Consider the following 22,215-nt stretch of genomic DNA (forward strand, 5'->3'; position numbering starts at 1 on the left):
GTACTAGCACACCACATGCGCGGTGCGGCGCGCTAGCGGACGCCGTCGGCCCAGTTGTCGCCGTGTTCGTGGCGCAGGTGTTCGGCGAGGATGGCGGCCTGGGAGCGGCGGGCCAGGCCGAGTTTGGCCAGCAGGGCGGAGACGTAGTTGCGGACTGTTTTTTCGGAGAGGTAGATCTTGCCCGCGATTTCCTTGTTGGACAGGCCCTGGCCGATGTGGAGGAGGATCTGCTTTTCGCGTTCGGTGAGGTCTACGTCGGCCAGAGGGTTGGCGGGGGTGCGCTGTTGGAGGCGTTCGGTGACCTCGGCGGCGGTGCGGGGGTCGATGAGGGTTTCGCCGGAGGCCACGCGGCGGATGGCGTCGATGAGCTGGGGGCCGCGGAGTTGTTTGAGGACATAGCCTTTGGCGCCGGCCAGGACCGCGCCGAGCAGGGCCTCGTCGTCGGAGAACGAGGTCAGCATGAGGACGTTGAGGCCGGGCATCTCCGACATCAGGTCGCGGCAGACCGTGACGCCGTCGCCGTCCTCGAGGCGGACGTCGAGGACCGCCACGTCGGGGCAGACGGCGGGGACGCGGCGCAAGGCCTCGGCGGCGGAGCCCGCCTCACCAGCCACCTCGATGTCGCCCTCGGCTTCCAGCAGGTCCTGGAGGCCGCGGCGCACGATCTCGTGGTCGTCGAGTAGGAAGACTCGGATTTTGTCTGAGTTGTCCACGGTGATCATCCTCGCAGGTGGTCGGGTCGGATCGACGTAGGGGAGCACGGCGGGTGGCGGTCCGAAACCTCCGCCACCCGCCGTGTATTTCCCCTGTTCCTTGTCCCCGACAAGGTCTTCTAGTAGGCCGTCAGTCCTGCGGCCCGGAATACGTCTCGCGCCTCTTCGACCTGTTCAGCGGTCGGTGTCGGGGTGTCGGCGAGCACGAAACGACGGTTGAGCGCCTCCCACTTGGACTGGCCCAGCGTGTGGAACGGAAGCACGTCCACGCGCTCGATATTGCCCAGGCCGCCGGCGAATCCGGCCACCGCGCCGATCTCCTCGATCGCGTCGGTGAGCCCGGGCACCAGCACGTAGCGCAGCCACACCCGCTTGCCGCGCTTGGCCAGCTTGGTGGCGAAATCGAGGGTGGGCCGCAGTTCGCGGGAGGTCAGGCGGCGGTAGGTCTCGGGCTGTCCGGCCTTGATATCCAGCAGCACCAGGTCCGTGGCCGCGAGCAGCCGATCGGAGGCAAGGCGCCCCAGGTAGCCGGAGGTATCGAGGGCGGTGGACAGTCCGAGACCTTGGAACCCCTCCAGCAGCGAGGTCGCAAACTGAGGCTGCTGCATGGGTTCCCCGCCGCTGATGGTTGCGCCGCCGCCTGCGGCACGGATGAACGGCACGTATTTGGCCGCCTCGGTGAGCACATCGTCGACACTCATCGGAGTTCCGTTGCTGCGCAACCAAGTATCGGGGTTCTGGCAGTAGAGGCATCGGAGGGGGCAGCCGCTGAGGAAGGTCACGAAGCGGGTGCCCGGGCCGTCCACTCCGGTGGAGATGTCCCAGGAGTGAACGGTTCCGGTGGTCGAGCTGTCATCGGAGCTTTTTGCCTGACCGAAAGGATCGCCGACACCGAGACTCGGCTGGGGGAGAAGCACGGTGGTCATTCTGTTTCACCCTTTCTCGATGTCGGCGGCGCGATCTACAGGCTCGCGTGGAAGGTGCGGTTGATGACGTCGAGCTGCTGCTCCCGGGTCAGGCGAACGAAGTTCACCGCGTAGCCCGAGACGCGAATCGTCAACTGCGGGTAGTTCTCCGGGTGCTCCATGGCGTCGAGCAGCGTGTCCTGGTTGAGAACATTGACGTTCATGTGGAACCCGTTGGTGGCGATGTAGCCGTCCAGCACGCCCACCAGGTTGGTGATGCGCTCGTCGGCGCTGCGGCCCAGACCCTGCGGCGTCACCGTGGTGGTGAGCGAAATGCCGTCCGTCGCATGCTCGTAGGGCAGCTTGGCGACCGACATGGCCGAGGCCACGATGCCGTGGGTGTCGCGGCCGTTCATCGGGTTGGCGCCCGGCGAGAACGGCTCGCCCGCGCGGCGACCGTCGGGGGTGTTGCCGGTCTTCTTGCCGTACACCACATTCGAGGTGATGGTCAGCACCGACTGGGTGTGCTCGGCATTGCGGTAGGTCGGGTACATGCGGACCTTCTGCATGAACCGCTCCACCAGTTCGGCGGCAATGGAATCGACGCGGTCGTCATTGTTGCCGTACTTGGGGAAATCGCCCTCGATCACGTAGTCGGTGGCCAGGCCGGTCTCGTCGCGCACCGGGGTCACCTTGGCGTACTTGATGGCCGACAGCGAGTCGGCGGCGACGGCCAGACCGGCGATACCGCAGGCCATGGTGCGGCGAATATCCAAGTCGTGCAACGCCATTTCGATGCGCTCGTAGGCGTACTTGTCGTGCATGTAGTGAATCACGTTGAGCGCGTGCACATACGTCTTGGCCAGCCAGTCCATCAGCTTGTCCAGCGCGGCGTCGACCTCCGCGTAGTCGAGCACCTCGGAGGTGATGGGCTCGAAGCCGCGAGCCACGACCTTGCCCTTCTTCTCGTCGCGCCCGCCGTTGATGGCATACAGCAGCGTCTTGGCGAGATTGACGCGCGCGCCGAAGAACTGCATCTGCTTGCCGACCTCCATGGCCGAGACACAGCAGGCGATGGCGGTGTCGTCCCCGAAGCGCGGCCGCATCAGCTCATCGGACTCGTACTGGATGGAGCTGGTGTCGATGGACACCTTGGCGCAGAACCGCTTGAAGCCCTCCGGCATGGCCGGCGACCAGAACACGGTCAGGTTCGGCTCGGGGGCCGGGCCCAGGTTGTAGAGGGTCTGCAGGTAGCGGAAGCTGGTGCGGGTCACCAGCGGACGCCCGTCCACACCGATGCCGCCGATGGATTCGGTCACCCAGGTCGGGTCGCCGGAGAACAGCTCGTCGTATTCCGGGGTGCGCAGGAAGCGGACGATGCGCAGCTTGATCACGAAGTCGTCGACCAGTTCCTGGGCGCGCTCCTCGGTGATCAGGCCCTCGGCCAGGTCACGCTCGAGGTAGATGTCCACGAAGTTCGCGGTCCGGCCCAGCGACATGGCCGCGCCGTTCTGCTCCTTCACCGCGGCCAGGTACGCGAAGTACAGCCACTGGATGGCCTCCTGGCCATTGCTCGCGGGCTTGGAGAGATCGAAGCCGTAGGACGCGGCCATCTCCTTCAGCTCGCCCAGCGCGCGGATCTGCTCGCGGACTTCCTCACGGCGGCGGATGGTTTCGTCATCGGCCCACAGATCCTCGAGCGCGAGGTGGTCGGCCTTCTTGCCCTCGATGAGCTTGTCCACGCCGTAGAGGGCGACGCGGCGGTAGTCGCCGATGATGCGGCCGCGGCCGTAGGCGTCCGGCAGGCCGGTCACGATGCCCGCGCTGCGGGCCGCGCGAATGTCGGCGGTGTAGGCGTCGAAAACGCCGTCATTGTGGGTCTTGCGGTACTTGGTGAAGATCTCCGCGACGCTCGGATCCTCCTCCACGCCGTACGCGGCGAGGCTGGTCTGCACCATGCGGTAGCCGCCGTAGGGCATGATGGCCCGCTTCAGAGGCGCATCGGTCTGCAGTCCGACGATGAGCTCGTGGTCCTCGTCGATGTAGCCCGGCTGGTGCGCGGTGATGGTGGAGGGGGTGTGCTGGTCCACGTCGTAGATGCCGCGCTCGCGCTCGGCGGGGAACATGGCGCTCAGCTTGGCCCAGATGCCCAGGGTGCGGGCGGTGGGACCGGCCAGGAAGCTGCCGTCGCCCTCGTAGGGCGTGTAGTTCTGCTGAATGAAATCGCGCACGTCGATGGCGTCCCGCCACAGGCCGCCTTTAAAACCGGTCCAGGCTTCGGTGCGCGGTTCGGTTCCGATCATCGTCATTGTGTGACTCCTAAATCAGCCGAATGGTCTGATTACAGACTTCTCCCCGGCGACACCCGGTCCCAGAGACAAATGTCCCCATGTTGCTGGTCGGTAGCCTTTTGTCATGCCCGAAGAGCCGTGGAGTGTCGTACCGGATGAGCTGCGGGAGCTGACCGCCCCGGAGGAACGACTGCACGACCTGGTCGAAGCCGTCTACACGGTGGTCTCCGAGCTGGACGTGGATCGGGTGCTACAGCAACTGGTGACCGCGGCGGTCCGGCTGGTGGACGCGGAGTACGGCGCGCTGGGCCTGCTCGAACCGGAGAGCGGGAGCGGTGAGCGGCGGCTCGCGCAATTCGTGCCGGTCGGAATGAATGAGGCGACCATCCAGCGAATCGGGCACTGGCCGCGCGGCGAGGGCGTGCTCGGCGCGGTGCTGTCCGGAGATTCGGCGCTGCGCCTGGACGATCTCACCCGGCATCCGGCCTTCCGCGGCTGGCCCGCGGGTCATCCGCCCATGCACAGCTTCCTCGGGGTGCCGGTCCGCATGCGCGACACCATCCTCGGCGACCTCTATCTCGCGAACAAGCGCGGCGGCGGCCCCTTCACCGACGAGGACGAGCGGATCATCGACGCGCTCGGCGTGATCGCGGCGGTGAAGATCATCAATGTCCGCATGTACGACCAGGTGCAGCGCGATACCGTCCGCCGCCAACAGGATTCGGCCAAGATCGCCGTCATGGAGGACCGCGACCGCATCGCGCGCGATCTGCACGACTCGGTCATCCAGCGCATCTACGCCTCGGGCCTGGCCTTGCAGGGCGCGCTGCGCATGCACCCCACCCCCGATGTCGCCGACCGCCTGGAACGGGTGGTGGCCGACCTGGACGACACCATCCAGGACATTCGCGGCACCATCTTCTCGCTCCAGTCCACCTCCGGCGGGCAGGGCGGATTGCAAAGCGAGATAAGCGAATTGGTGACGCGGGCCGCCCGCCACCTCGGCTTCACCCCGGCCCTGCGCCAGAAGGGACCGATCGAAGCCGTGGTCCCGCCCGACACCGCCCGCCAGGCGATGGCGGTACTGCGCGAATCACTCTCGAACGTGGTCCGCCACGCCGACGCCACCCGCATCGACGTGGCCGTCACCGCCGCCCGCGGCGAACTCCGGATCTCGGTGGCCGACAACGGAATCGGCGTCGGCGAGGCACCGCGCCGGGGCGGTCTGCGCAATATCGCCGAACGCGCCACCGAACTCGACGGCGTGGTCGAGATCGGGCTGGGCCTGGACGGGCGCGGCACGACCGTGGTCTGGCGGGTACCGATTCCCGGGGCGTGACGCCCGACTTCAGCTGCCTGGCTGTGGGGCGGCGGGGGTAGGGGCGGTGGTGGTCTTGTCGGCCCACTTCGTGGTGCCGTCCGGGGAATTCATGGTGGTCAGCAGGTCGATGCCGGAGATGATGAGGGTCGGGCCACCCAGGGCGATGGTGCCGATGATGCCGCCCGCGGCCGCGCCGGTGGTGAGGCCGGGAATGCAGCCCGCGACCAGGGTGACCACGCAGCCGATGGTGGCGCCGATGGCGGTGCCGACGAAGGTGCCGATGCTGGTGGCCAGGCTGAACTGAGTGATGAAGTAGTTCAGGGCGCGGTTGTTCTCCAGCTCCGAGGCAACGGGTTTCACGGCGATGGGCTGATTGAACGACAGACCGGACGGCTTGTCCGGGGTCAGCGCCAGCACGGTGCCGTCCTTCTGCACCTCGGGCTTGACCGGAATGTCGATGGGGCCCAGATGGAATACCAGCGGCAGCGTGAGCAGTACCTTGCCGTCACCGTCTTTCACGTTCACCACGTCGACGGGCTTGACCGGGAGTGCGCCGGGCTCCGGTGCCGCGGGCGTCCGGGAGAGCTCGAAGGTGCCGCCCTCGAGGGTGGTGACGACCGTCTTGTCCACCAGCTTGGCCGAATACGCCAGGCTCGGCGCGGCCGGTTCGGGCGCGGCAGCGGGCTGGGCGTTCGCCGGGCCGGTTGCCGGCGATAGCGCGGTTGCCGAGGTGACCAATGCGCCGATCACCAGGGTGGCAGCCGCGGAGACAGTGCGGAACTGCATGCGGTATCCAATCAGTCATCAGGTGGGGCCGATCCAAATCCTGGATCTTAATGGAAGACATAGGTGCCGAACAGGTTTCGGCCGCAAGAGACCACGCGGGAAACTATTCGTCCGATATTCAGGATTAATCCGAAACGTCCGAGTTGCCGCAACGTCGCGCACGATAGCGCCCGAGGTGTGCCCCCGCGGAAGGATTCGGCAAACTCGATCCCAGGACCCTCCGATACAGCGCCGGCGTCCTGCTCTTCCGCCGCACCCCCGGACCGGAAGTGCTGCTCGGCCACATGGGCGGCCCACTGTGGGCCAAGAAGGACACCTCCGCCTGGTCCATCCCCAAGGGCGAATACGACCCCGCCGAGGAGCAACCGCAAGAGGCCGCTCGCCGCGAATTCGCCGAGGAACTCGGCCTGCCTGTCCCCGACGGCGACTGGATCCACCTCGATGAGGTCGAATACGGTAGCGGCCGGGGCAAGAAACAACTCACCGTCTGGGCGGTCGAAGCCGACCTGGACCCAACCCTGATAGTCCCCGGCACCTTCGAAATGGAATGGCCCCCACGCTCGGGCCGCACCGCCGAATTCCCCGAAATCGACCGAGTCGACTGGTTCGACCTGACCACCGCCGAGGACAAGCTGACCAAAGGCCAACGCCCCTACCTCTCCCGCCTCCGAACCCACCTGGCCTGATTCGGCGAGTGGCAACTCCTGGAGAGGAATTCGGACAAAACTCCTCCAGGAGTTGCCATTCGACGATCAGAGGCGGGGGTCGACGGGCTCGGTTTCGAGGGCGAGGATGGCGAAGACGGCCTCGTGGACTCGCCAGAGGGGCTCTCGGGCGATGAAGCGGTCCAGAGCCTCCAGGCCCAGGGCGTATTCGCGCAGTGCCATCGAGCGCTTGCCGCCCAGGCCGCGGCTGCGCAAACGCTGCAGCTGGTCCGGGCGGAGGTACTCCGGGCCGTAGATGATCCGGAGGTATTCCGGGCCAAGGCATTTCACACCCGGCTGCACCGGTCGGCCGCTGCGGGTGCCGGTGCCTGGCACCAGCGAACCGAGCGGCTTCACCACCATGCCCTCGCCGCCGGCCGCGGTGAGGGTGGTCCACCAGGCCGTCGCGTCCGCCTCGGCCTCGGGGGAGGCGAGGTCGACCACGCGGCGGCCGGTCGCGGTGAAGAACTCCGGATCCGCCGCGACCAGGCGGTCGATGCGCTCCAGGTGCCAGTTGTGTTCGCGGACGGCGCAATTCGCGCCGGACGCGGCCAGCAGCTGGAACGGGGCCAGGCGCACGCCGTCCAGGCCGTCGGTGGGCCAGCAGTAGCGGCCGTAGGCGGTGGTGAAGGCGTCGGCATCCTCCCGGCGCGCGGCGGTGCGCGCCGCGAGATCGCCTGTATCCAAACCCCTTTCGGCCGCCGCCGCCAGCACCGCGGAGGCGTCCGCGAGCGAGGCTCGCGCCGCCGCGCCGACGACCGCGTACTGGGACCGCAACAGCCCCAGTGCCTTGGCCGACCACGGCAGCAGTTCGGTGTCCAGCAGCAGCCAGTCGGTGCCCAATTCCTCGAAGAGCCCAGCGGTTTCGGCCGCCGCGCGCACCCGGGCCAGCAGGATTTCGGTGCGGGCCGGGTCGTCGAAGAAGGGGCGGCCGGTGCGGGTGTACACCGCGCCGGTGCTGCCGTCCTCGACGCCGAACCGGTCCCGTGCCGCCGCCGCGGATCGCGAAACCACCACGATCGCACGCGAACCCATGTGCTTCTCCTCGCACACCACGGTGTCCACGCCCTCGGAGCGGTAGTACTCGAAGGCCTGGGTCGGGTGCTCGAGGTAGCCGTCCAGGGTTGAAGTGGCGCACGGCGACATGGTCGGCGGCAGGTACACCAGCCAGCGCGGGTCCACGGCGAAGCGGCTCATCACCTCGAGCGCGGCGCTCGCGGCATCCTCCTGCACGCCGACGCGGCCGAGGTGGCGGGTTTCCACCACGCGGCGGCCCAGCACGTCGTCCAGGTCGAGCACGCCCGGATCGCGCTGCACCACGGCCTCGCCGGTGGCGAAGCTCGCGGCCTGGAGCGGGCGCACCGGTTCGAACCAGACCTGTTCGGCCGCAACCGAAACCGGCTCGCGCTCCGGGTAGCGCAAGGCGGTCAGGCGGCCGCCGAACACCACGCCGGTGTCCAGGCACAGCGTGTTGTTCACCCACGCCAGCTCGGTCATCGGCGTGTGACCGTAGAGCACCAGCGCCTTGCCGCGGTAGTCGTTGGCCCACGGGTAGCGCACCGGCAGCCCGTATTCGTCGGTCTCGCCGGTGGATTCGCCGTACATGGCGAACTCGCGCACGCGTCCGGAGGCGCGGCCCTGGTACTCCTCCTTCAGACCGGCGTGCGCCACCACCAGCTGCCCGCCGTCGAGCACGTAGTGGCTGACCAGGCCTCGCATGAATTCTTGTGCGGCCTTGCGGAACTCGGCGTCCTCGGCCTCGAACTGGGCCAGCGACTCGGCCAGCCCGTGCGCCACCTTCACGCGGCGGCCGTCCAGGGCGCGCACCAGCTTGAACTCGTGGTTGCCGGTGACGCACAGGGCGTTTCCGGCCGCGACCATGCCCATGACCAGCCGGACCACGCCGGGCGTATCGGGGCCGCGGTCGACCAGGTCGCCGACGAACACCGCCGTGCGTCCCTCCGGATGCCGGGCGTCCACCGCGCGGCCCGCCGCATCGCGGGCGATGAGGTAGCCGAGCTCGCCCAGCAGCGTCTCCAGTTCGGCGCGGCAGCCGTGCACGTCACCGATCACATCGAACGGGCCGGTGCGATCGCTCTTGTCGTTCCACAGCCGCTCGTCCCGGATGGTCGCGGCCTCGATGTCCTCGACCCCGCGCAGCACGTGCACCTTGCGGAAACCCTCGCGCTCCAGGAACTTCAGCGAGCGCCGCAGATCGCGCTGGTGGCGGCCCACCACGTGCGGGCCCAGATCGGCGCGATCCACCCGCAGCGCATTGCGCCGCACGCACTCGGCCTCCGGCACGTCCAGGACGATCGCCACCGGCAGCACGTCGTGCGCCCGCGCCAGTTCCACCAGCGCCTGCCGCGCCTTGGGCTGCACATTGGTGGCGTCGATGACGGTCCGCAGCCCGCGCCGCAGGCGCACACCCGCCACGTGGTGCAGCAGCTCGAACGCCTCGTTGGTGACCGACTGATCGGCCTCGTCGTCGCTCACCAGCCCCCGATAGGCATCGGAGGACAGCACCGCCGTCGACCGGAAGTGCTTGTGCGCGAACGTGGATTTGCCGGAACCGGAGCTGCCGATCAGTACGACCAGCGACAGCACCGGGATGGACAGCTCAGCCATTACGCGGCTCCTTTCTCGTCGCTGTCGTTCTCGGTTTTCGTGAACTTCGTGAACACGGCCATCTGTGTCGACGCCCCCACTTCCGCATCCTCGGGCCCGACCGGCTCGAATCGCACGGTGTACCCGTACGTTTCGCCGACCCGGTGCGCCCAGTCCGCGAATTCTGCCCGGCTCCACTCGAATCGGTGATCGGTATGCCGGAAATCCCCCGCCGCGAGCCCGTCGTAGCGCACGTTGTACTCGCTGTTGGGCGTGGTCACGATGACCGCGCCCGGGGCCGCCGACCCGAATACCGAGTGCTCCAACGCCTTCAGCCGCGGTGCGTCCACATGCTCGATGACCTCCATGAGCACGGCCGCGTCATACCCGCGCAACGACGCGTCGGTATACGTGAGCGCGCCCTGCCGCACGGTGACCCGCCGCGACTGCCACTCCGGCAGCCGCCGCAGCCGCCTCGCCGCGATCTTCAACTCCCGCATCGACACATCGATCCCGACGATCTCGCTGAAGGCCCGATCGACCACCAACTCCCGCAGCAGAGACCCCTGCCCACAGCCCAGATCCAGCACCCGGCTCGCCCCGACCGCCAGCAATGCCTCGTGCACCGCCGCCCGCCGCAGCACGGCCAGCGACGGCCCTCGCTCGTCCGGCTCCGCAGTGCTGTCCGTACTGTCCACCGCAGCGTCGTCCTCGCGGCCCGCGGGGACCGGGGCGGTTGCTTCCGCCCCGCCCGCCGACGCGGCTCCAGCGGCCTCCGCGAGCTCCGAATCCGCCGGTGCGGCAGCTGAATCCGGCGCGGTGACGCCGGTCCCGGCCGGGCCGGCATCGATGCGGACTGCCGCTGCGCCTGCGTGGGCGGCGGCGTCCACCGCATGGCGGTCGGAATCGGCCTGGCTGTCGGACGCGTCCTCGAAGTCCTCCTCGACCGCGTCCAGCTCCTCCGGTTCCGCGTCGTCCAGCTCGGCCAGGCGGGCCAGGGCGGTGCGGACCAGGGTGTGGCGGCGGGTCAGGTAGCGACGGGTGATCCACTCGCGTTCCGGATGGGGGGCGAGCCAGCCTTCGCCGAAGCGGAGCAGCTTGTCGATCTCGGCGTCGTCGAGCCAGTAGTGCTTGCTGCCGTCGAGGACGGGCAGCAGCACGTACAGGTGCGACAGGGCGTCGGCGAGCCGCAGCGTGCCGGTGAGTTCGAGCCGTAGGTAGTGCGAATCGCCCCAGTCCGGGAAGGCCGGATCCAGCGGCAGGGGAGTGGCGGCCACCGTCCAGCCCAGTGGGGCGAAGACGCGTTCGGCGTACTCCGGCCCGCCCTTGCAGGGCACCGCCGGGAGCTCGATCCGCAGATTCAGCGGGGTCTAGGCCAGTTCGGGGCGCTGCTTGCAGCGACCGTGCAGGGCGGTGCCGAATACCGTCGAGATGGCGACCGACAAAAGCGAGGACGCCGCGTAAGGGCGATCGTTCACATACTGGCCCAGGCTGAATTCGGGCGCGCCCTTGGACTTTCCGCGCACCAGCCGCACCGGGTCGATCTCCAGCAGCAGCGCCGCGGTGCAGCGCTGCTCGCCGGCCTCCGGATACAGCACGTGCGCCACACCGTAGGACTGCTCGAAAGTTTGTATGCGAGAAGGATTCTTGTGCAGCAGGTAGCCGAGATCGCTCGCCGCCCAGGCGGCGCCATCGGGTCGCGTACAAGAAATCGTCAACAGCATCCTGAGATGCTCCCTTAGGTCGAAGGCGGTCGCAAATACATTTCCGTCTACGGAAGGCGGCGTGTTTGCCGGAATTGTCACGGACCGGTCCCGATCTTCCGGTAACCGGGTGCCGCGCATAACCACTGCGATCACACTCGAAAAGGTGCGTCCGGGGGAGGATCTCGCCGATTTTCGACGGCGTGGCACGAAGCTTGCGCCCACCCAGGGCAATAGGTGATCCAGTCGCCCCGGAGCGAAGCTGTGCGACGGGTGGTGGCGGGATGCGCCGAGCTGATCCGAAGGTCCGGCGGGCCCATGCCGGACGGTTGGCGCTGGTCTCGGTCGCGGCGCTGGTGAGCGCCTGCGCCATCGCGGGGACACCGCGGGCGGCGCGGCCACAGCTCGGCGGCCTCGATCTGAGCGGCTACGCCGGACTACCGCTGTCCGCGCCGGTAGCCGGTGAAACCTATGGCGGATTCCTGGAATCGGCGCGCATGTCGGAGGCGGTGGTGTCGCCGCGCGATATCGACCCGGCCCTGCGGTACGTCTCGTCCGTTCCGGTGCCGACGCCCACCTCGGCCGTCGGCATCCTGGCCGACGTCAACAGCGGCACCCTCACCCGCTTCGGCATGCCGGCTCGACGCCTTCACCCCGACCCCCGCCGCGGACCTGTCCACGCTGCCGCTGGACCCGGCCGGAATGCTGAGCCGGATCCTGCCCGACGATCCCGGAAAATGGCCCTACCCGGCGCTTTCCGTGACCGGCGGCGGCCGCATCGCCGGTTGGGGTGGCAGGCGGGCGGCGACCGGGGTGGTCTACGGCCCCGTCGAGGCCGCCCTCTTCCTCGATCTCACCGAATCCGCGCCCGAGGCCCTGACCCTGCTGGATTCGGCACGGCTGCTGCGCTTCTCGGACGTGGTCGCCGCGCACCGCGCCCTGCGGCGGCTGACGAATTCGATCATCCCCCAGATCGCCGCCGCCCCGCCGCCCGGTCTGCCGGACGCCGCCTGCACGCAGGACCGGGTGGGGGAATCGCAAGGGGCCGCACGAGCCGTCGTCTGCGTGGTCCAGCACGGCCGCTATCTCGCCTTCGTGTACGGCCCGAACCAGCAGGCCGTCCACCGTAAGGCGGCCGCGCATACGCGCTCCTGGTGGACGCCGGCTGACGCCCGGAACCGGGTTGCCGGGCGTGCCCGCCCCGGCGCGACCCGATTCCGGCGTGTAGGTTCGGCGCGGCGTCGCAATCTCTGCGGCCATCCGGATCCGTCGGACAGGAGCGGTGAATGCGCTTGGTGGGCAAGGTCGGTGCGATCGGCGCGGTCGCGGTGGCCGTGGTGCTGGTGGCGGGCTGCGGGAGCGGCAAGTCCGACGACAAGGCGGCGGCGACGTCCACCACCGCCGCCGCGACCAGCGCGAGCAAGAGCAAGGGCCGCGAGTGCACCGCCGACGACATCAAGGTCGACGGCGGCTTCGGCCAGGCGCCCGAGATCACCATCCCCGACGACTGCGATCCGCCCAAGCAGCTCATCGTGAAGGACCTGGTCGCGGGCAGCGGCCCGGGCGCGGAGACCGGCCAGCAGCTGTCGATGAACTACACGCTGGTCACCTGGTCGGACAAGAAGGTGCTCGACAGCTCGTTCACCCGCGGCCAGACCTTCGACCTCACGCTCGGCTCGGGCAAGGTCATCAAGGGTTGGGAGCAGGGTCTGGTCGGCGTCCAGCAGGGCGCGCGGCGGCTGCTCATCGTCCCGCCGGACCTGGGCTACGGCGCGGGCGGCCGCGGCATCAAGCCCTACGAGACGCTGGTCTTCGTGACCGACGCCGTCAAGGGCTAACCCGCCTCTCCGCGCCTTTTGCCGGTCGTTGGGTGCCCCCACCTGTCCCGTACCGGGCCGCCGGGAGGTGCCGGGCTGGATTTTGGGCGTGCCCGACGAGTTACCCCGGTCGGTACCAGATCAGTCGTCGCGTCCCCTACGCATCCGATTGCGTGCCCCGAACGGCGGTCGACTAACCTGGTCGGGATGCGTTCGGGGGGAACCTAGACGTCAACCATGTACAACGAACAAGGAGCATGTCCGTGAAGAGCACCGTCGAGCAGCTGAGCCCGACTCGGGTCCGCATCAATGTCGAGGTGCCCTTCGAGGAGCTCAAGCCGGACTTCGATCGCGCCTACAAGGCTCTCGCGCAGCAGATCCGTATCCCCGGCTTCCGCCCGGGCAAGGCCCCGGCCAAGCTTCTCGAGGCCCGTGTCGGCCGTGGCGCGGTGCTGGAGCAGGTCGTCAACGACGTGCTGCCCAAGCGCTACAGCGAGGCCGTGATCGAGACCCAGGCGAAGGTCATCGGCCAGCCGGAGATCGAGATCACCAAGATCGAGGACGGCGAAGAGCTGGCCTTCACCGCCGAGGTCGACGTCCGCCCGGACGTCACCCTGCCGGACTTCTCGACCCTCGCGGTCGAGGTCGACCCGATCGAGATCACCGACGCCGACATCGACGAGCAGCTGCAGTCCCTGCGCGCCCGCTTCGGCACCCTCAAGGCCGTCGAGCGCGCCATCGAGAACGGCGACTTCGTCTCCATCGACCTGTCCGCCACCGTCGACGGCGAGGCCGTCGAGGAGGCCTCCACCACCGGCCTGTCCCACGAGGTCGGCTCCGGCCAGCTCATCGAGGGCCTGGACGAGACCCTGGTCGGCCTGAAGGAGGGCGAAGCCAAGGACTTCACCTCCAAGCTGGTCGCCGGCGATCACGCGGGTTCCGAAGCCGTCATCACCGTGACCGTGCAGTCGGTCAAGGAGCGCGAGCTGCCCGAGGCCGATGACGACTTCGCCCAGCTGGCAAGCGAATTCGACACCATCGACGAGCTGAAGGAAGACCTCAAGACCCGCGTCGAGCGCGTCAAGAAGGTCACCCAGGCCGGCGAGATCCGCGACAAGGTGCTCGAGGCCCTGCTCGCGGCCGTCGAGATCCCGCTGCCCGAGGGCGTCGTGAAGGCCGAGGTCGACGCCGTCGAGCACGACGCCGTGCACGGCTTCGACCACGACGAGGCCAAGCTGGCCGAGGCCCTCGAGGCCGAGGGCTCCTCGCTCGAGGAGTTCAAGAAGGACACCAAGGAAGCCGCCGAGAAGTCGGTCAAGACCCAGCTGCTGCTCGACGCCGTCGCCGAGCAGGAGAACACCCAGGTCGGCCAGGACGAGCTGTACGAGCGGATCATCTTCCAGGCGCAGCGCTACGGCATGAGCCCGGACCAGTTCATCCAGCAGATCCGGCAGGCCGGCCAGCTCGGCGCGGTCTTCGCCGACGTCCGCCGCGGCAAGGCCCTCGCCGGCGTCGTGGTCGCGGCCACCGTCACCGACACCGCGGGCAACACCGTGGACACCGCCGAAATGTTCGGCAACCCGGCCGCCGAGGCCGAAGAGGTGTCCGCCGAGGAGCTCGCCACCGTCGCCGACGCGACCGAGGCCGCCGAGGCCGAGGCCAAGTAAGTAATTGCACAACCCCGGAGTTCAGGGTCTCGGCGGGTGAGACCGCCGAGAACCCCCGTACACGGGAACGCGCGGGTTTCGCGTAAGTTTGCGCTGTGAGCGAAGCAGGGCGGTACCGGGAGTTCGGTGCCGCCCTGCTTCGTTAGGGTTTGTGTCAGCGAATCAGTAGGGGCTTTTAACCGAGCCGTTGAGAGAGGGCAGGTATCCGTGACAATTCATCAGGCAGGGGTGCACATGACATCCGCGACTGCTGGTCTGAACCTCAGTGATTCGGTGTACGAGCGCCTGCTGCGCGAGCGCATCATCTTCCTGGGCACTCAGGTCGACGACGACATCGCCAACAAGCTGTGCGCGCAGATTCTCCTGCTGACCGCCGAGGATCCGACCAAGGACATCTCGCTCTACATCAACTCGCCCGGTGGCTCGGTGACCGCGGGTATGGCCATCTACGACACCATGAACTTCGCCGAGTGCGACATTCGCACGGTCGGTCTGGGTCTGGCGGCCTCCATGGGTCAGTTCCTGCTCGCCGCGGGCACCCCGGGCAAGCGCTTCTCGCTGCCGCACGCGCGCATCATGATGCACCAGCCCTCCGCCGGCATCGGTGGCTCGGCCGCCGACATCGCCATCCAGGCCGAGCAGTTCGCCTACACCAAGCGTGAGATGAACGAGCTGCAGTCGCAGTTCACCGGCAAGTCCGTCGAGCAGGTGACCGCCGACGCCGACCGCGACCGCTGGTTCACGGCGAAGGAAGCCAAGGAATACGGCTTCATCGACCACGTGATCACGCACGCGAGCCAGGCGAACGGCAACTAGGTCCGCAACCCACACAGACTTTGGAGACGCGTATGTCCAACATGATCGATCCGCGGGCCGCGGGCATCACCTTCAGCGCCGCCGGTTCCTCGCTCAACCAGATGCAGATGCCGCAGGGCCGCTACATCCTGCCGTCCTTCGTCGAGCACTCCAGCTTCGGTGTCAAGGAGTCGAACCCGTACAACAAGCTGTTCGAGGAGCGCATCATCTTCCTCGGCGCGCAGGTGGACGACACCTCCGCGAACGACATCATGGCGCAGCTGCTGGTGCTGGAATCGCTTGACCCGGACCGCGATATCACCATGTACATCAACTCGCCCGGTGGTTCCTTCACCGCGCTGATGGCCATCTACGACACCATGCAGTACGTGCGCGCCGACGTCGCGACCGTTTGCCTGGGCCAGGCCGCCTCGGCCGCGGCCGTGCTGCTCGCCGCCGGCGCCCCCGGCAAGCGCGCCGCGCTGCCCAACGCCCGCATCCTGATCCACCAGCCGTCCACCTCGGGCGGCATCCAGGGCCAGGTCTCCGACCTCGAGATCCAGGCCGCCGAGATCGAGCGCATGCGTCGCCTCATGGAGACCACGCTGGCTCGCCACACCGGCAAGGACGCGGATGTCATCCGCAAGGACACCGACCGCGACAAGATCCTCACCGCCGACGAGGCGAAGGATTACGGGATCGTGGACACGGTGTTCGAGTACCGCAAGCTCAGCGCCCAGAAGTGAGCTGGGCGGGTGGCGGGGTCGGGAGTCGTCTCGGGCGTCCCCGCCACCCGGGCAGGGGTGAGTCCACGCACATGTCCGGTGAGAAACGTGCCCAAGTTGTCGACCTCGGTCACGCGAAGCGGGTACGGTCACTCTAGGGACCTTTGCTCGTGGTTGTCGGCTCTGCTTATTGGATCCAACACAGGGTGCTCGAATGGGCGCCGTGGAAACACACAGCCGAATTGCCGGATCCGCAAACTCAGGGGTCGCGGCATACGCTCGAAGTAGGCAGCTCGCCGGCAGCCAGGGACAGATGGTTGCACGCGGACAAGGAAGTAGGGACCCAGGAGATGGCGCGCATCGGTGATGGCGGCGATCTGTTGAAGTGCTCGTTCTGCGGAAAGAGCCAGAAGCAGGTCAAGAAGCTCATTGCGGGACCGGGGGTGTACATCTGCGACGAGTGCATCGACCTGTGCAACGAGATCATCGAGGAAGAGCTCGCCGAATCCAGCGAGGTCAAGCTCGACGAGTTGCCCAAGCCCGCGGAGATCAGGGATTTTCTCGAGCAGTATGTGATCGGGCAGGACGCCGCCAAGAGAACGCTAGCCGTGGCTGTTTACAACCACTACAAGCGAATTCAGGCGGGCGACAAGGGCCGTGACTCCCGGGGCGAACCGGTCGAGCTGGCCAAGTCCAACATTCTGATGCTCGGCCCGACGGGCTGTGGCAAGACCTATCTGGCGCAGACCCTCGCGAAGATGCTGAACGTCCCGTTCGCCATCGCGGACGCCACGGCGCTCACCGAGGCCGGCTACGTCGGCGAGGATGTCGAGAACATCCTGCTGAAGCTGATCCAGGCCGCCGACTACGACGTGAAGCGCGCCGAGACCGGCATCATCTACATCGACGAGGTCGACAAGATCGCCCGCAAGTCGGAGAACCCGTCCATCACCCGTGACGTCTCCGGTGAGGGCGTGCAGCAGGCGCTGCTGAAGATCCTGGAGGGCACCCAGGCGTCGGTGCCGCCGCAGGGCGGTCGCAAGCACCCGCACCAGGAGTTCATCCAGATCGACACCACCAACGTGCTGTTCATCGTGGCGGGCGCGTTCGCGGGTCTGGAGAAGATCGTCCAGGATCGAGTCGGCAAGCGCGGCATCGGTTTCGGCGCGGAGGTCCGCTCCAAGGCCGAGATCGACACCGCCGACCACTTCGCCGACGTCATGCCCGAGGACTTGATCAAGTTCGGTCTGATCCCCGAGTTCATCGGCCGCCTCCCCGTCGTCGCCTCGGTCACCAACCTGGACAAGGAATCCCTGGTCCGCATCCTGGCCGAGCCGAAGAACGCCCTGGTGAAGCAGTACGTGCGCCTGTTCGAAATGGACGGCGTCGACCTGGAATTCACCCAGGACGCGCTGGAAGCCGTTGCGGATCAGGCGATCCTGCGCGGTACCGGCGCCCGCGGCCTGCGCGCCATCATGGAGGAGGTGCTCCTCCCGGTCATGTACGACATCCCCAGCCGCGACGATGTCGCCAAGGTGGTCGTCAACGCCGACACGGTGAACGACAACGTCCTACCCACGATCGTGCCCCGCAAGCGCCAGACCCCGGAGCGCCGGGAGAAGTCGGCCTAGCCCGTACCGAACGAAACCGGCTCCGCGAGAATCTCGCGGGGCCGGTTTTTCGTAAGGGCCGAAGTTCGCGGGAACCGACGGGCGCGGTCCAGCCGCCGTGCGCGAATCCCCCCGCTCGGATCTTCTTGTTCTGCTGTGGGCCGTCCGATCCCGGATAGCCGTGGAGTCGGTGACGGTCGGTGGGGCCGATCGCGCCCGTGGCGAGGATCGCCGTTGATCCCCCGTGGTTCGCCGTTGAACCTTTACTCCGTTACTCCGAAAATCGGTGCGGCCGGGTCACCTGTTACGACGGTGTGATGCCCCCGATTTCATCGGCATCGGGCAGGGAAATTCATCGGCACGGGGTCAGCGGCGGGGAAATTTCACGGTGAAGGGGGCGGGCTCGGGGACCGGGAAGCGTTCGCGCGGGGCGACCAGCAGAACGGCCAGGCCGAGGGCCGGAAGGGCCAGCGCGGCAAGCAGTTCGAGGGTGAAGCTGAAGCCGCTCAGGGCGTCGGGGCGGTGGAAGGCGTGGTAGATGAAGTGGGGTACGCCGAAGACCAGCCAGGCCAGCCCGGCGATGCGGGCGATGACGCTGTCGCGGTAGTAGAGCGCGGCCGCGGTGATGGCGGCCAGCGCCAGGAAGAAGGCTCCCGCGTCGCCGACCAGATGGTGGTTGTACGGCCCGTCGGCGCGCACCCAGTGCAGGCCGAGGCCGGGGAAGCTGTTGTAGAACGATTCGGGCGCGACCACCGCCCACAGCCCGGGCATGACTCCGGCCGCGGTGAGCACCCCCAGCATGATGAGCAGGGCGATCCAGCGCCGCCGGTTGATCTCCAGCCGCATGCTCACCCGTAGCCCGTCGCCGGTGCCGCGTAACGAGATCCGCACAGGCCCTCCCGCCCTCGCCAAATCACTGTGTTGACACCGTAATTCGGGGAGCGGGAGGGGACAAGCCCGGAGGCTAGATCGGCTCCATCTTCAGGTCCTCGGGGCTCCAGTAGGCCCGCATGCTGACGATCTTGCCCTCGTCGTCGAGCTCCATCACGTCGATGGGCGAGAGGGTCATCCGGTGCCCGTTGGACACGGTGACGAGGGTGAAATGCGCGGCCACCTGGTTGCCCGCCACCTTCACGGTGTGCAGTTCGGTCTCCCGATCCAGGTTCTCGAGCGCCTTGTACAGCTCGCCGATGGCCTCGTGGCCGCGGCGCTCGGGGGTCCCGATCGGGTCCTCGACGACGGCGTCCGCGGCGTACAGGTCGACGATCGCCGACGTGGGCCCGGTGGCCACCAACTTCACGTACTGCTCGACCACATCCCGGGGCTGCGCTGCCATGGAAGACTCCCATCAGAATTGAAACGTGTTCTATCGCGGAGCCTAACAGTCGAAGGGCGCGAAGGGACCCCGCCGCCTCACCCTGTGGAACCCGCCGCGATCACAGGCCGAGGCGGGCTTCCCCGGTGTAGACGTTCATGGTTTCGCCGCGCAGGAAGCCGACCAGGGTGAGGCCCGCGTCGGCGGCCAGATCCACGGCCAGCGAGCTGGGCGCGGACACCGCGCCGAGCAGGGGAATGCCCGCCATGACGGCCTTCTGCACCAGTTCGAAGGAGGCGCGGCTGCTGACCATGAGGGCGAGATCGTGTGCGGGGAGCCGGTTCTCGCGGACGGCCCAGCCGACCAGCTTGTCGACCGCATTGTGGCGGCCGATGTCCTCGCGCACCGCCACGGCCGTGCCGTCGGTGGTGAACAGGCCCGCGGCGTGCAGGCCGCCGGTGGCGTCGAAAACCTGCTGGCGGGAACGGAGTTCGTCCGGGAGCTTGGCGAGGGTGTCGATATCGACGCGCGGGGTGTCCGGGGGCAGGGGGTGCCGGGTGCGGGTGCGGACCTCGTCGAGCGCGGTCTTGCCGCAGAGGCCGCAGGAACTGTTGGTGAGGAACGGGCGCGGCGTGACCGGCACCGGGTTGCGGAGCTGGATGTCGAGCACGTTGTAGGTGTTCTGCCCGTTCTCGTCGGTGCCTGCGCAGTAGCGGGCGCTGACGATGTCCTCGGCCGAGTCGATGATGCCCTCGGCGTAGAGGAAGCCGTGGATCAGGTCGATATCGGCCCCGGGCGTGCGCATGGTGACCGTCAATGACTGTCCGCCCGTGCGGATTTCGAGCGGTTCCTCGACGGCCAGGGTATCGGGGCGGGTGATGGTGCCGTGCGGGGAGATACGCAGGGTACGGCGGCGGGCGGTGACTCGGCTCATGCGGTGTGGCTGTCACATTCTTCAGAGACGCGGCTTTCCAGACGGATGGTGACCGCCTTGGAGACGGGCGTGTTGGAGCGCAGGGCGACGTGATCGAGGGGGATGAGCGGATTGGTCTCCGGGTAGTAGGCGGCGGCATTGCCGCGCGGGGTCGGGTAGCCGACCAGGCGGAAGCCGGTGACCTTCCGCTCGGTGCCGTCCGCGAACTCCGAGATCACGTCCACGAGTTCGTCTTCGGCGAAGCCCAGGGCGGCGATGTCCTCGGGATTGACCAGCACCACGCGCCGCCCGTTGCGGATGCCCCGGTAGCGGTCGTCGAGTCCGTAGATGGTGGTGTTGTACTGGTCGTGGCTGCGCAGGGTCTGCAGAATCAGGCGGCCCTCGGGGACGGGCAGCCAGTGCAGGTCGTTGACGGCGAAGTTGGCCTTGCCGGTGGTGGTGCGGAACTCGCGGGCGTCGCGGGGCGGATGCGGGAGCTGGAAGCCATTGCCGCCCCGCACCTTCGCGTTGTAGTCGGTACAGCCGGGCACGACATTCGCGATGGCGTCGCGGATCTTGTCGTAGTCGCGCTGGAACTGCGCCCAAGGCACCGGATGCGTCGGACCGAACAATTCCTGCGCCAGCTCGCACACGATGGCGACCTCGCTGCGCAGCTGATCGCTGACCGGGGTGAGCCGTCCGGTGGACAGGTGCACCATGGACATCGAGTCCTCGACCGAAACCTGCTGGCGCACACCGTTCTGGGTGTCCTCGTCGGTGCGGCCCAGGGTGGGCAGGATGAGCGCGGTCCGCCCAGTCACCACGTGGCTGCGGTTGAGTTTGGTCGAAACCTGCACGGTGAGTGCGCAATTGCGCAGCGCCGCCTCGGTGACCTCGGTGTCGGGGGTGGCGGAGACGAAATTGCCGCCCATGCCGAAGAACACCTTGCCGCCGCCGTCGCGCATGGCCCGGATGGCATTGACGGTGTCGAAGCCGTGGGTGCGCGGGCTGGTGATGCCGAATTCGCGGTCCAGTGCGGCGAGAAAGGTTTCGGGCATCTTCTCCCAGATGCCCATGGTGCGGTCGCCCTGCACGTTGGAGTGCCCGCGCACCGGGCACACGCCCGCGCCGGGCTTGCCGATCATGCCGCGCAGCAACAGCAGGTTGGTGGCCTCCTCGATGGTGGCCACGCCGTGCACCTGCTGGGTCAGGCCCATGGCCCAGCAGATGACGGTGGATTTCGATTCGGCCAGCAGTTTCGCGGTGCGGTCGAGGTCGGCGCGGGTGAGCCCGGTGGCCTGCTCGACAATGCCGAGATCGACGGCGCGCGTCTGCTTTTCGTACTCGGCGAAGCCCGCGGTGTGCGCCTCCACGAAGGCGCGGTCCACCACGGTGCCGGGCGCGCGGTCCTCGGCCTCGAACAGCAGCCTGCCCAGGCCCTGGAACAGCGCCATGTCGCCGCCGAGGCGGATCTGCAGGAAGTCGTCGGCAATGGTGATGCCGCCGGTGAAACCCTTGACCGTCTGCGGGTCCTTGAACCCGATGAGCCCGGTCTCGGCCAGCGGGTTGACGGCGATGACCTTGGCGCCGTGCGCCTTCGCCTCGCCCAGTGCCGAGAGCATGCGCGGATGGTTGGTGCCCGGGTTCTGCCCGGCCACGATGATCAGGTCGGCCTTGGAGAAGTCGTCGATGGTCACCGAGCCCTTGCCGATGCCGATGGAGCTGACCAGCGCGGTGCCCGAGGACTCGTGGCACATGTTGGAGCAGTCGGGCAGGTTGTTGGTGCCGAAGCTGCGGACCAGCAGCTGGTAGAGGAACGCGGTCTCGTTGGCGGTGCGGCCGGAGGTGTAGAAGACGGCCTCGTCGGGGGAGTCCAGGCCGCGCAGGGTGTCGGCGATGAGGCGGTAGGCGTCGGCCCAGGCGATGGGGGAGTAGTGGGTGTCGCCCTCGCGCAGCACCATCGGCTGGGTCAGGCGGCCCTGCTGGCCGAGCCAGTAGCCGGACTTGTCGGTCAGGTCCGCGATCGAGTGCGCGGCGAAGAATTCGGGGGTGACGGTGCGCAGGGTCGCCTCCTCGGCGACGGCCTTGGCCCCGTTCTCGCAGAATTCCGCCGGGCGGCGGCGGCCGGACGGCTCGGGCCAGGCGCAGCCGGGGCAGTCGAAACCGTGGCGCTGGTTCACCCGGGCCAGCGTGCGCGCGGTGCGCACCACGCCCATCTCCTCGATCGCGCGTTCCAATGCGACCGTGACCGCCTTGACACCGGCGGCCGCGGTCTTCGGCTCGGTGACCGTCAGCTCGGATTCGTCGATATCGGACTTCGGCGCGGCACGGTGCATGGTGGCG

16 protein-coding genes and 4 pseudogenes are annotated in these 22,215 nt (G+C 68.0%); 9 read left to right on the forward strand and 11 right to left on the reverse strand.

The window, feature by feature from the left end:
- Positions 1–32: 32 nt before the first annotated feature.
- From NS2_RS06745 to pflB, 3 genes are all read right to left on the reverse strand, one after another.
- A complete protein-coding gene (locus NS2_RS06745) occupies positions 33–713 on the reverse strand; it encodes a response regulator (RefSeq protein WP_228102662.1) in 681 nt (226 codons plus the stop codon).
- A 119-nt stretch (positions 714–832) separates the two neighbouring features.
- Entirely contained in the window at positions 833–1,639 is an 807-nt protein-coding gene (gene pflA / locus NS2_RS06750; protein ID WP_033086554.1) for a pyruvate formate-lyase-activating protein, read from the reverse strand.
- Between the two features lie 35 nt (positions 1,640–1,674).
- The gene (pflB, locus tag NS2_RS06755) at positions 1,675–3,927 is read right to left on the reverse strand and encodes a formate C-acetyltransferase (RefSeq protein ID WP_147207108.1); all 2,253 of its coding nucleotides are present in this window, start codon (positions 3,925–3,927) and stop codon (positions 1,675–1,677) included.
- Positions 3,928–4,033: 106 nt separating this feature from the next.
- Between pflB and NS2_RS06760 the strand changes: the two genes are divergently transcribed.
- Positions 4,034–5,248, forward strand: coding sequence for a GAF domain-containing sensor histidine kinase (locus NS2_RS06760; protein WP_033086552.1), 1,215 nt, complete (start codon positions 4,034–4,036; stop codon positions 5,246–5,248).
- A gap of 9 nt (positions 5,249–5,257) precedes the next feature.
- Here NS2_RS06760 and NS2_RS06765 read toward each other — a convergent pair whose 3' ends face one another.
- The gene (locus NS2_RS06765) at positions 5,258–6,016 is read right to left on the reverse strand and encodes a DUF8020 domain-containing protein (RefSeq protein WP_033086551.1); all 759 of its coding nucleotides are present in this window, start codon (positions 6,014–6,016) and stop codon (positions 5,258–5,260) included.
- A 221-nt stretch (positions 6,017–6,237) separates the two neighbouring features.
- On the opposite strand from NS2_RS06765, the pseudogene NS2_RS06770 reads away from it, so the two are divergent.
- A pseudogene (locus NS2_RS06770) lies at positions 6,238–6,702 on the forward strand (NUDIX hydrolase); the annotation flags it as partial.
- A 66-nt stretch (positions 6,703–6,768) separates the two neighbouring features.
- On the opposite strand, the gene NS2_RS06775 reads toward NS2_RS06770, so the two are convergent.
- From NS2_RS06775 to NS2_RS38190, 3 genes and pseudogenes are all read right to left on the reverse strand, one after another.
- Positions 6,769–9,348, reverse strand: coding sequence for a polynucleotide kinase-phosphatase (locus NS2_RS06775; protein WP_033086549.1), 2,580 nt, complete (start codon positions 9,346–9,348; stop codon positions 6,769–6,771).
- Positions 9,348–10,217, reverse strand: a complete 870-nt coding sequence (locus NS2_RS38185) for a methyltransferase domain-containing protein (RefSeq protein ID WP_306455119.1) — start codon at positions 10,215–10,217, stop codon at positions 9,348–9,350. The genes NS2_RS06775 and NS2_RS38185 overlap by 1 nt, the downstream gene beginning before the upstream one ends.
- Positions 10,218–10,370: 153 nt before the next feature.
- Positions 10,371–11,171 (reverse strand): annotated as a pseudogene (locus NS2_RS38190) (3' terminal RNA ribose 2'-O-methyltransferase Hen1); the annotation flags it as partial.
- 356 nt (positions 11,172–11,527) lie between these two features.
- Here NS2_RS38190 and NS2_RS38715 point away from each other — a divergent pair.
- The 7 genes and pseudogenes from NS2_RS38715 to clpX all read left to right on the forward strand — a co-directional run.
- Positions 11,528–11,605 (forward strand): annotated as a pseudogene (locus tag NS2_RS38715) (hypothetical protein); the annotation flags it as partial.
- 127 nt (positions 11,606–11,732) lie between these two features.
- Positions 11,733–12,110: pseudogene (locus NS2_RS38720) on the forward strand (DUF7373 family lipoprotein); the annotation flags it as partial.
- Positions 12,111–12,316: 206 nt separating this feature from the next.
- Entirely contained in the window at positions 12,317–12,868 is a 552-nt protein-coding gene (locus NS2_RS06790; RefSeq protein ID WP_033086547.1) for an FKBP-type peptidyl-prolyl cis-trans isomerase, read from the forward strand.
- A 242-nt stretch (positions 12,869–13,110) separates the two neighbouring features.
- Positions 13,111–14,514, forward strand: a complete 1,404-nt coding sequence (gene tig, locus NS2_RS06795; RefSeq protein ID WP_033086576.1) for a trigger factor — start codon at positions 13,111–13,113, stop codon at positions 14,512–14,514.
- Between the two features lie 234 nt (positions 14,515–14,748).
- A complete protein-coding gene (locus NS2_RS06800) occupies positions 14,749–15,330 on the forward strand; it encodes an ATP-dependent Clp protease proteolytic subunit (RefSeq protein ID WP_033086546.1) in 582 nt (193 codons plus the stop codon).
- 101 nt (positions 15,331–15,431) lie between these two features.
- Positions 15,432–16,055 carry an ATP-dependent Clp protease proteolytic subunit gene (locus NS2_RS06805; RefSeq protein WP_033086575.1) on the forward strand — a complete coding sequence of 208 codons (624 nt, stop codon included), beginning with the start codon at positions 15,432–15,434 and terminating at the stop codon, positions 16,053–16,055.
- 329 nt (positions 16,056–16,384) lie between these two features.
- Positions 16,385–17,665: an ATP-dependent Clp protease ATP-binding subunit ClpX gene (gene clpX, locus NS2_RS06810; RefSeq protein ID WP_033086574.1), complete on the forward strand. Its 1,281-nt coding sequence runs from the start codon at positions 16,385–16,387 to the stop codon at positions 17,663–17,665.
- Between the two features lie 345 nt (positions 17,666–18,010).
- On the opposite strand, the gene NS2_RS06815 is transcribed toward clpX, so the two are convergent.
- The 4 genes from NS2_RS06815 to NS2_RS06830 form a co-directional block, all read right to left on the reverse strand.
- A complete protein-coding gene (locus NS2_RS06815) occupies positions 18,011–18,535 on the reverse strand; it encodes a hypothetical protein (protein ID WP_052086119.1) in 525 nt (174 codons plus the stop codon).
- 73 nt (positions 18,536–18,608) lie between these two features.
- Complete coding sequence (locus NS2_RS06820) at positions 18,609–18,980, reverse strand: nuclear transport factor 2 family protein (RefSeq protein WP_033086545.1); 372 nt, start codon at positions 18,978–18,980, stop codon at positions 18,609–18,611.
- A 100-nt stretch (positions 18,981–19,080) separates the two neighbouring features.
- Entirely contained in the window at positions 19,081–19,893 is an 813-nt protein-coding gene (fdhD, locus tag NS2_RS06825; RefSeq protein WP_033086544.1) for a formate dehydrogenase accessory sulfurtransferase FdhD, read from the reverse strand.
- On the reverse strand, positions 19,890–22,208 hold the full coding sequence (locus tag NS2_RS06830; protein ID WP_147207109.1) for an FdhF/YdeP family oxidoreductase: 2,319 nt from the start codon (positions 22,206–22,208) through the stop codon (positions 19,890–19,892). Before NS2_RS06830 ends, fdhD begins: the two co-directional genes overlap by 4 nt.
- Positions 22,209–22,215: the final 7 nt, after the last annotated feature.

The organism is Nocardia seriolae NBRC 15557 (assembly GCF_007990715.1).
Taxonomy (GTDB): Bacteria; Actinomycetota; Actinomycetes; order Mycobacteriales; family Mycobacteriaceae; genus Nocardia; species Nocardia seriolae.

Coding starts and splice junctions, on each gene's coding strand:
- pflA (WP_033086554.1), bottom strand. CDS start 1,639: ATGACCACCGTGCTTCTCCCCCAGCCGAGTCTCGGTGTCGGCGATCCT.
- pflB (WP_147207108.1), bottom strand. CDS start 3,927: ATGACGATGATCGGAACCGAACCGCGCACCGAAGCCTGGACCGGTTTT.
- NS2_RS06760 (WP_033086552.1), top strand. CDS start 4,034: ATGCCCGAAGAGCCGTGGAGTGTCGTACCGGATGAGCTGCGGGAGCTG.
- NS2_RS06765 (WP_033086551.1), bottom strand. CDS start 6,016: ATGCAGTTCCGCACTGTCTCCGCGGCTGCCACCCTGGTGATCGGCGCA.
- NS2_RS06775 (WP_033086549.1), bottom strand. CDS start 9,348: ATGGCTGAGCTGTCCATCCCGGTGCTGTCGCTGGTCGTACTGATCGGC.
- NS2_RS06790 (WP_033086547.1), top strand. CDS start 12,317: ATGCGCTTGGTGGGCAAGGTCGGTGCGATCGGCGCGGTCGCGGTGGCC.
- NS2_RS06800 (WP_033086546.1), top strand. CDS start 14,749: ATGACATCCGCGACTGCTGGTCTGAACCTCAGTGATTCGGTGTACGAG.
- NS2_RS06805 (WP_033086575.1), top strand. CDS start 15,432: ATGCAGATGCCGCAGGGCCGCTACATCCTGCCGTCCTTCGTCGAGCAC.
- clpX (WP_033086574.1), top strand. CDS start 16,385: ATGGCGCGCATCGGTGATGGCGGCGATCTGTTGAAGTGCTCGTTCTGC.
- NS2_RS06820 (WP_033086545.1), bottom strand. CDS start 18,980: ATGGCAGCGCAGCCCCGGGATGTGGTCGAGCAGTACGTGAAGTTGGTG.
- fdhD (WP_033086544.1), bottom strand. CDS start 19,893: ATGAGCCGAGTCACCGCCCGCCGCCGTACCCTGCGTATCTCCCCGCAC.
- NS2_RS06830 (WP_147207109.1), bottom strand. CDS start 22,208: ATGCACCGTGCCGCGCCGAAGTCCGATATCGACGAATCCGAGCTGACG.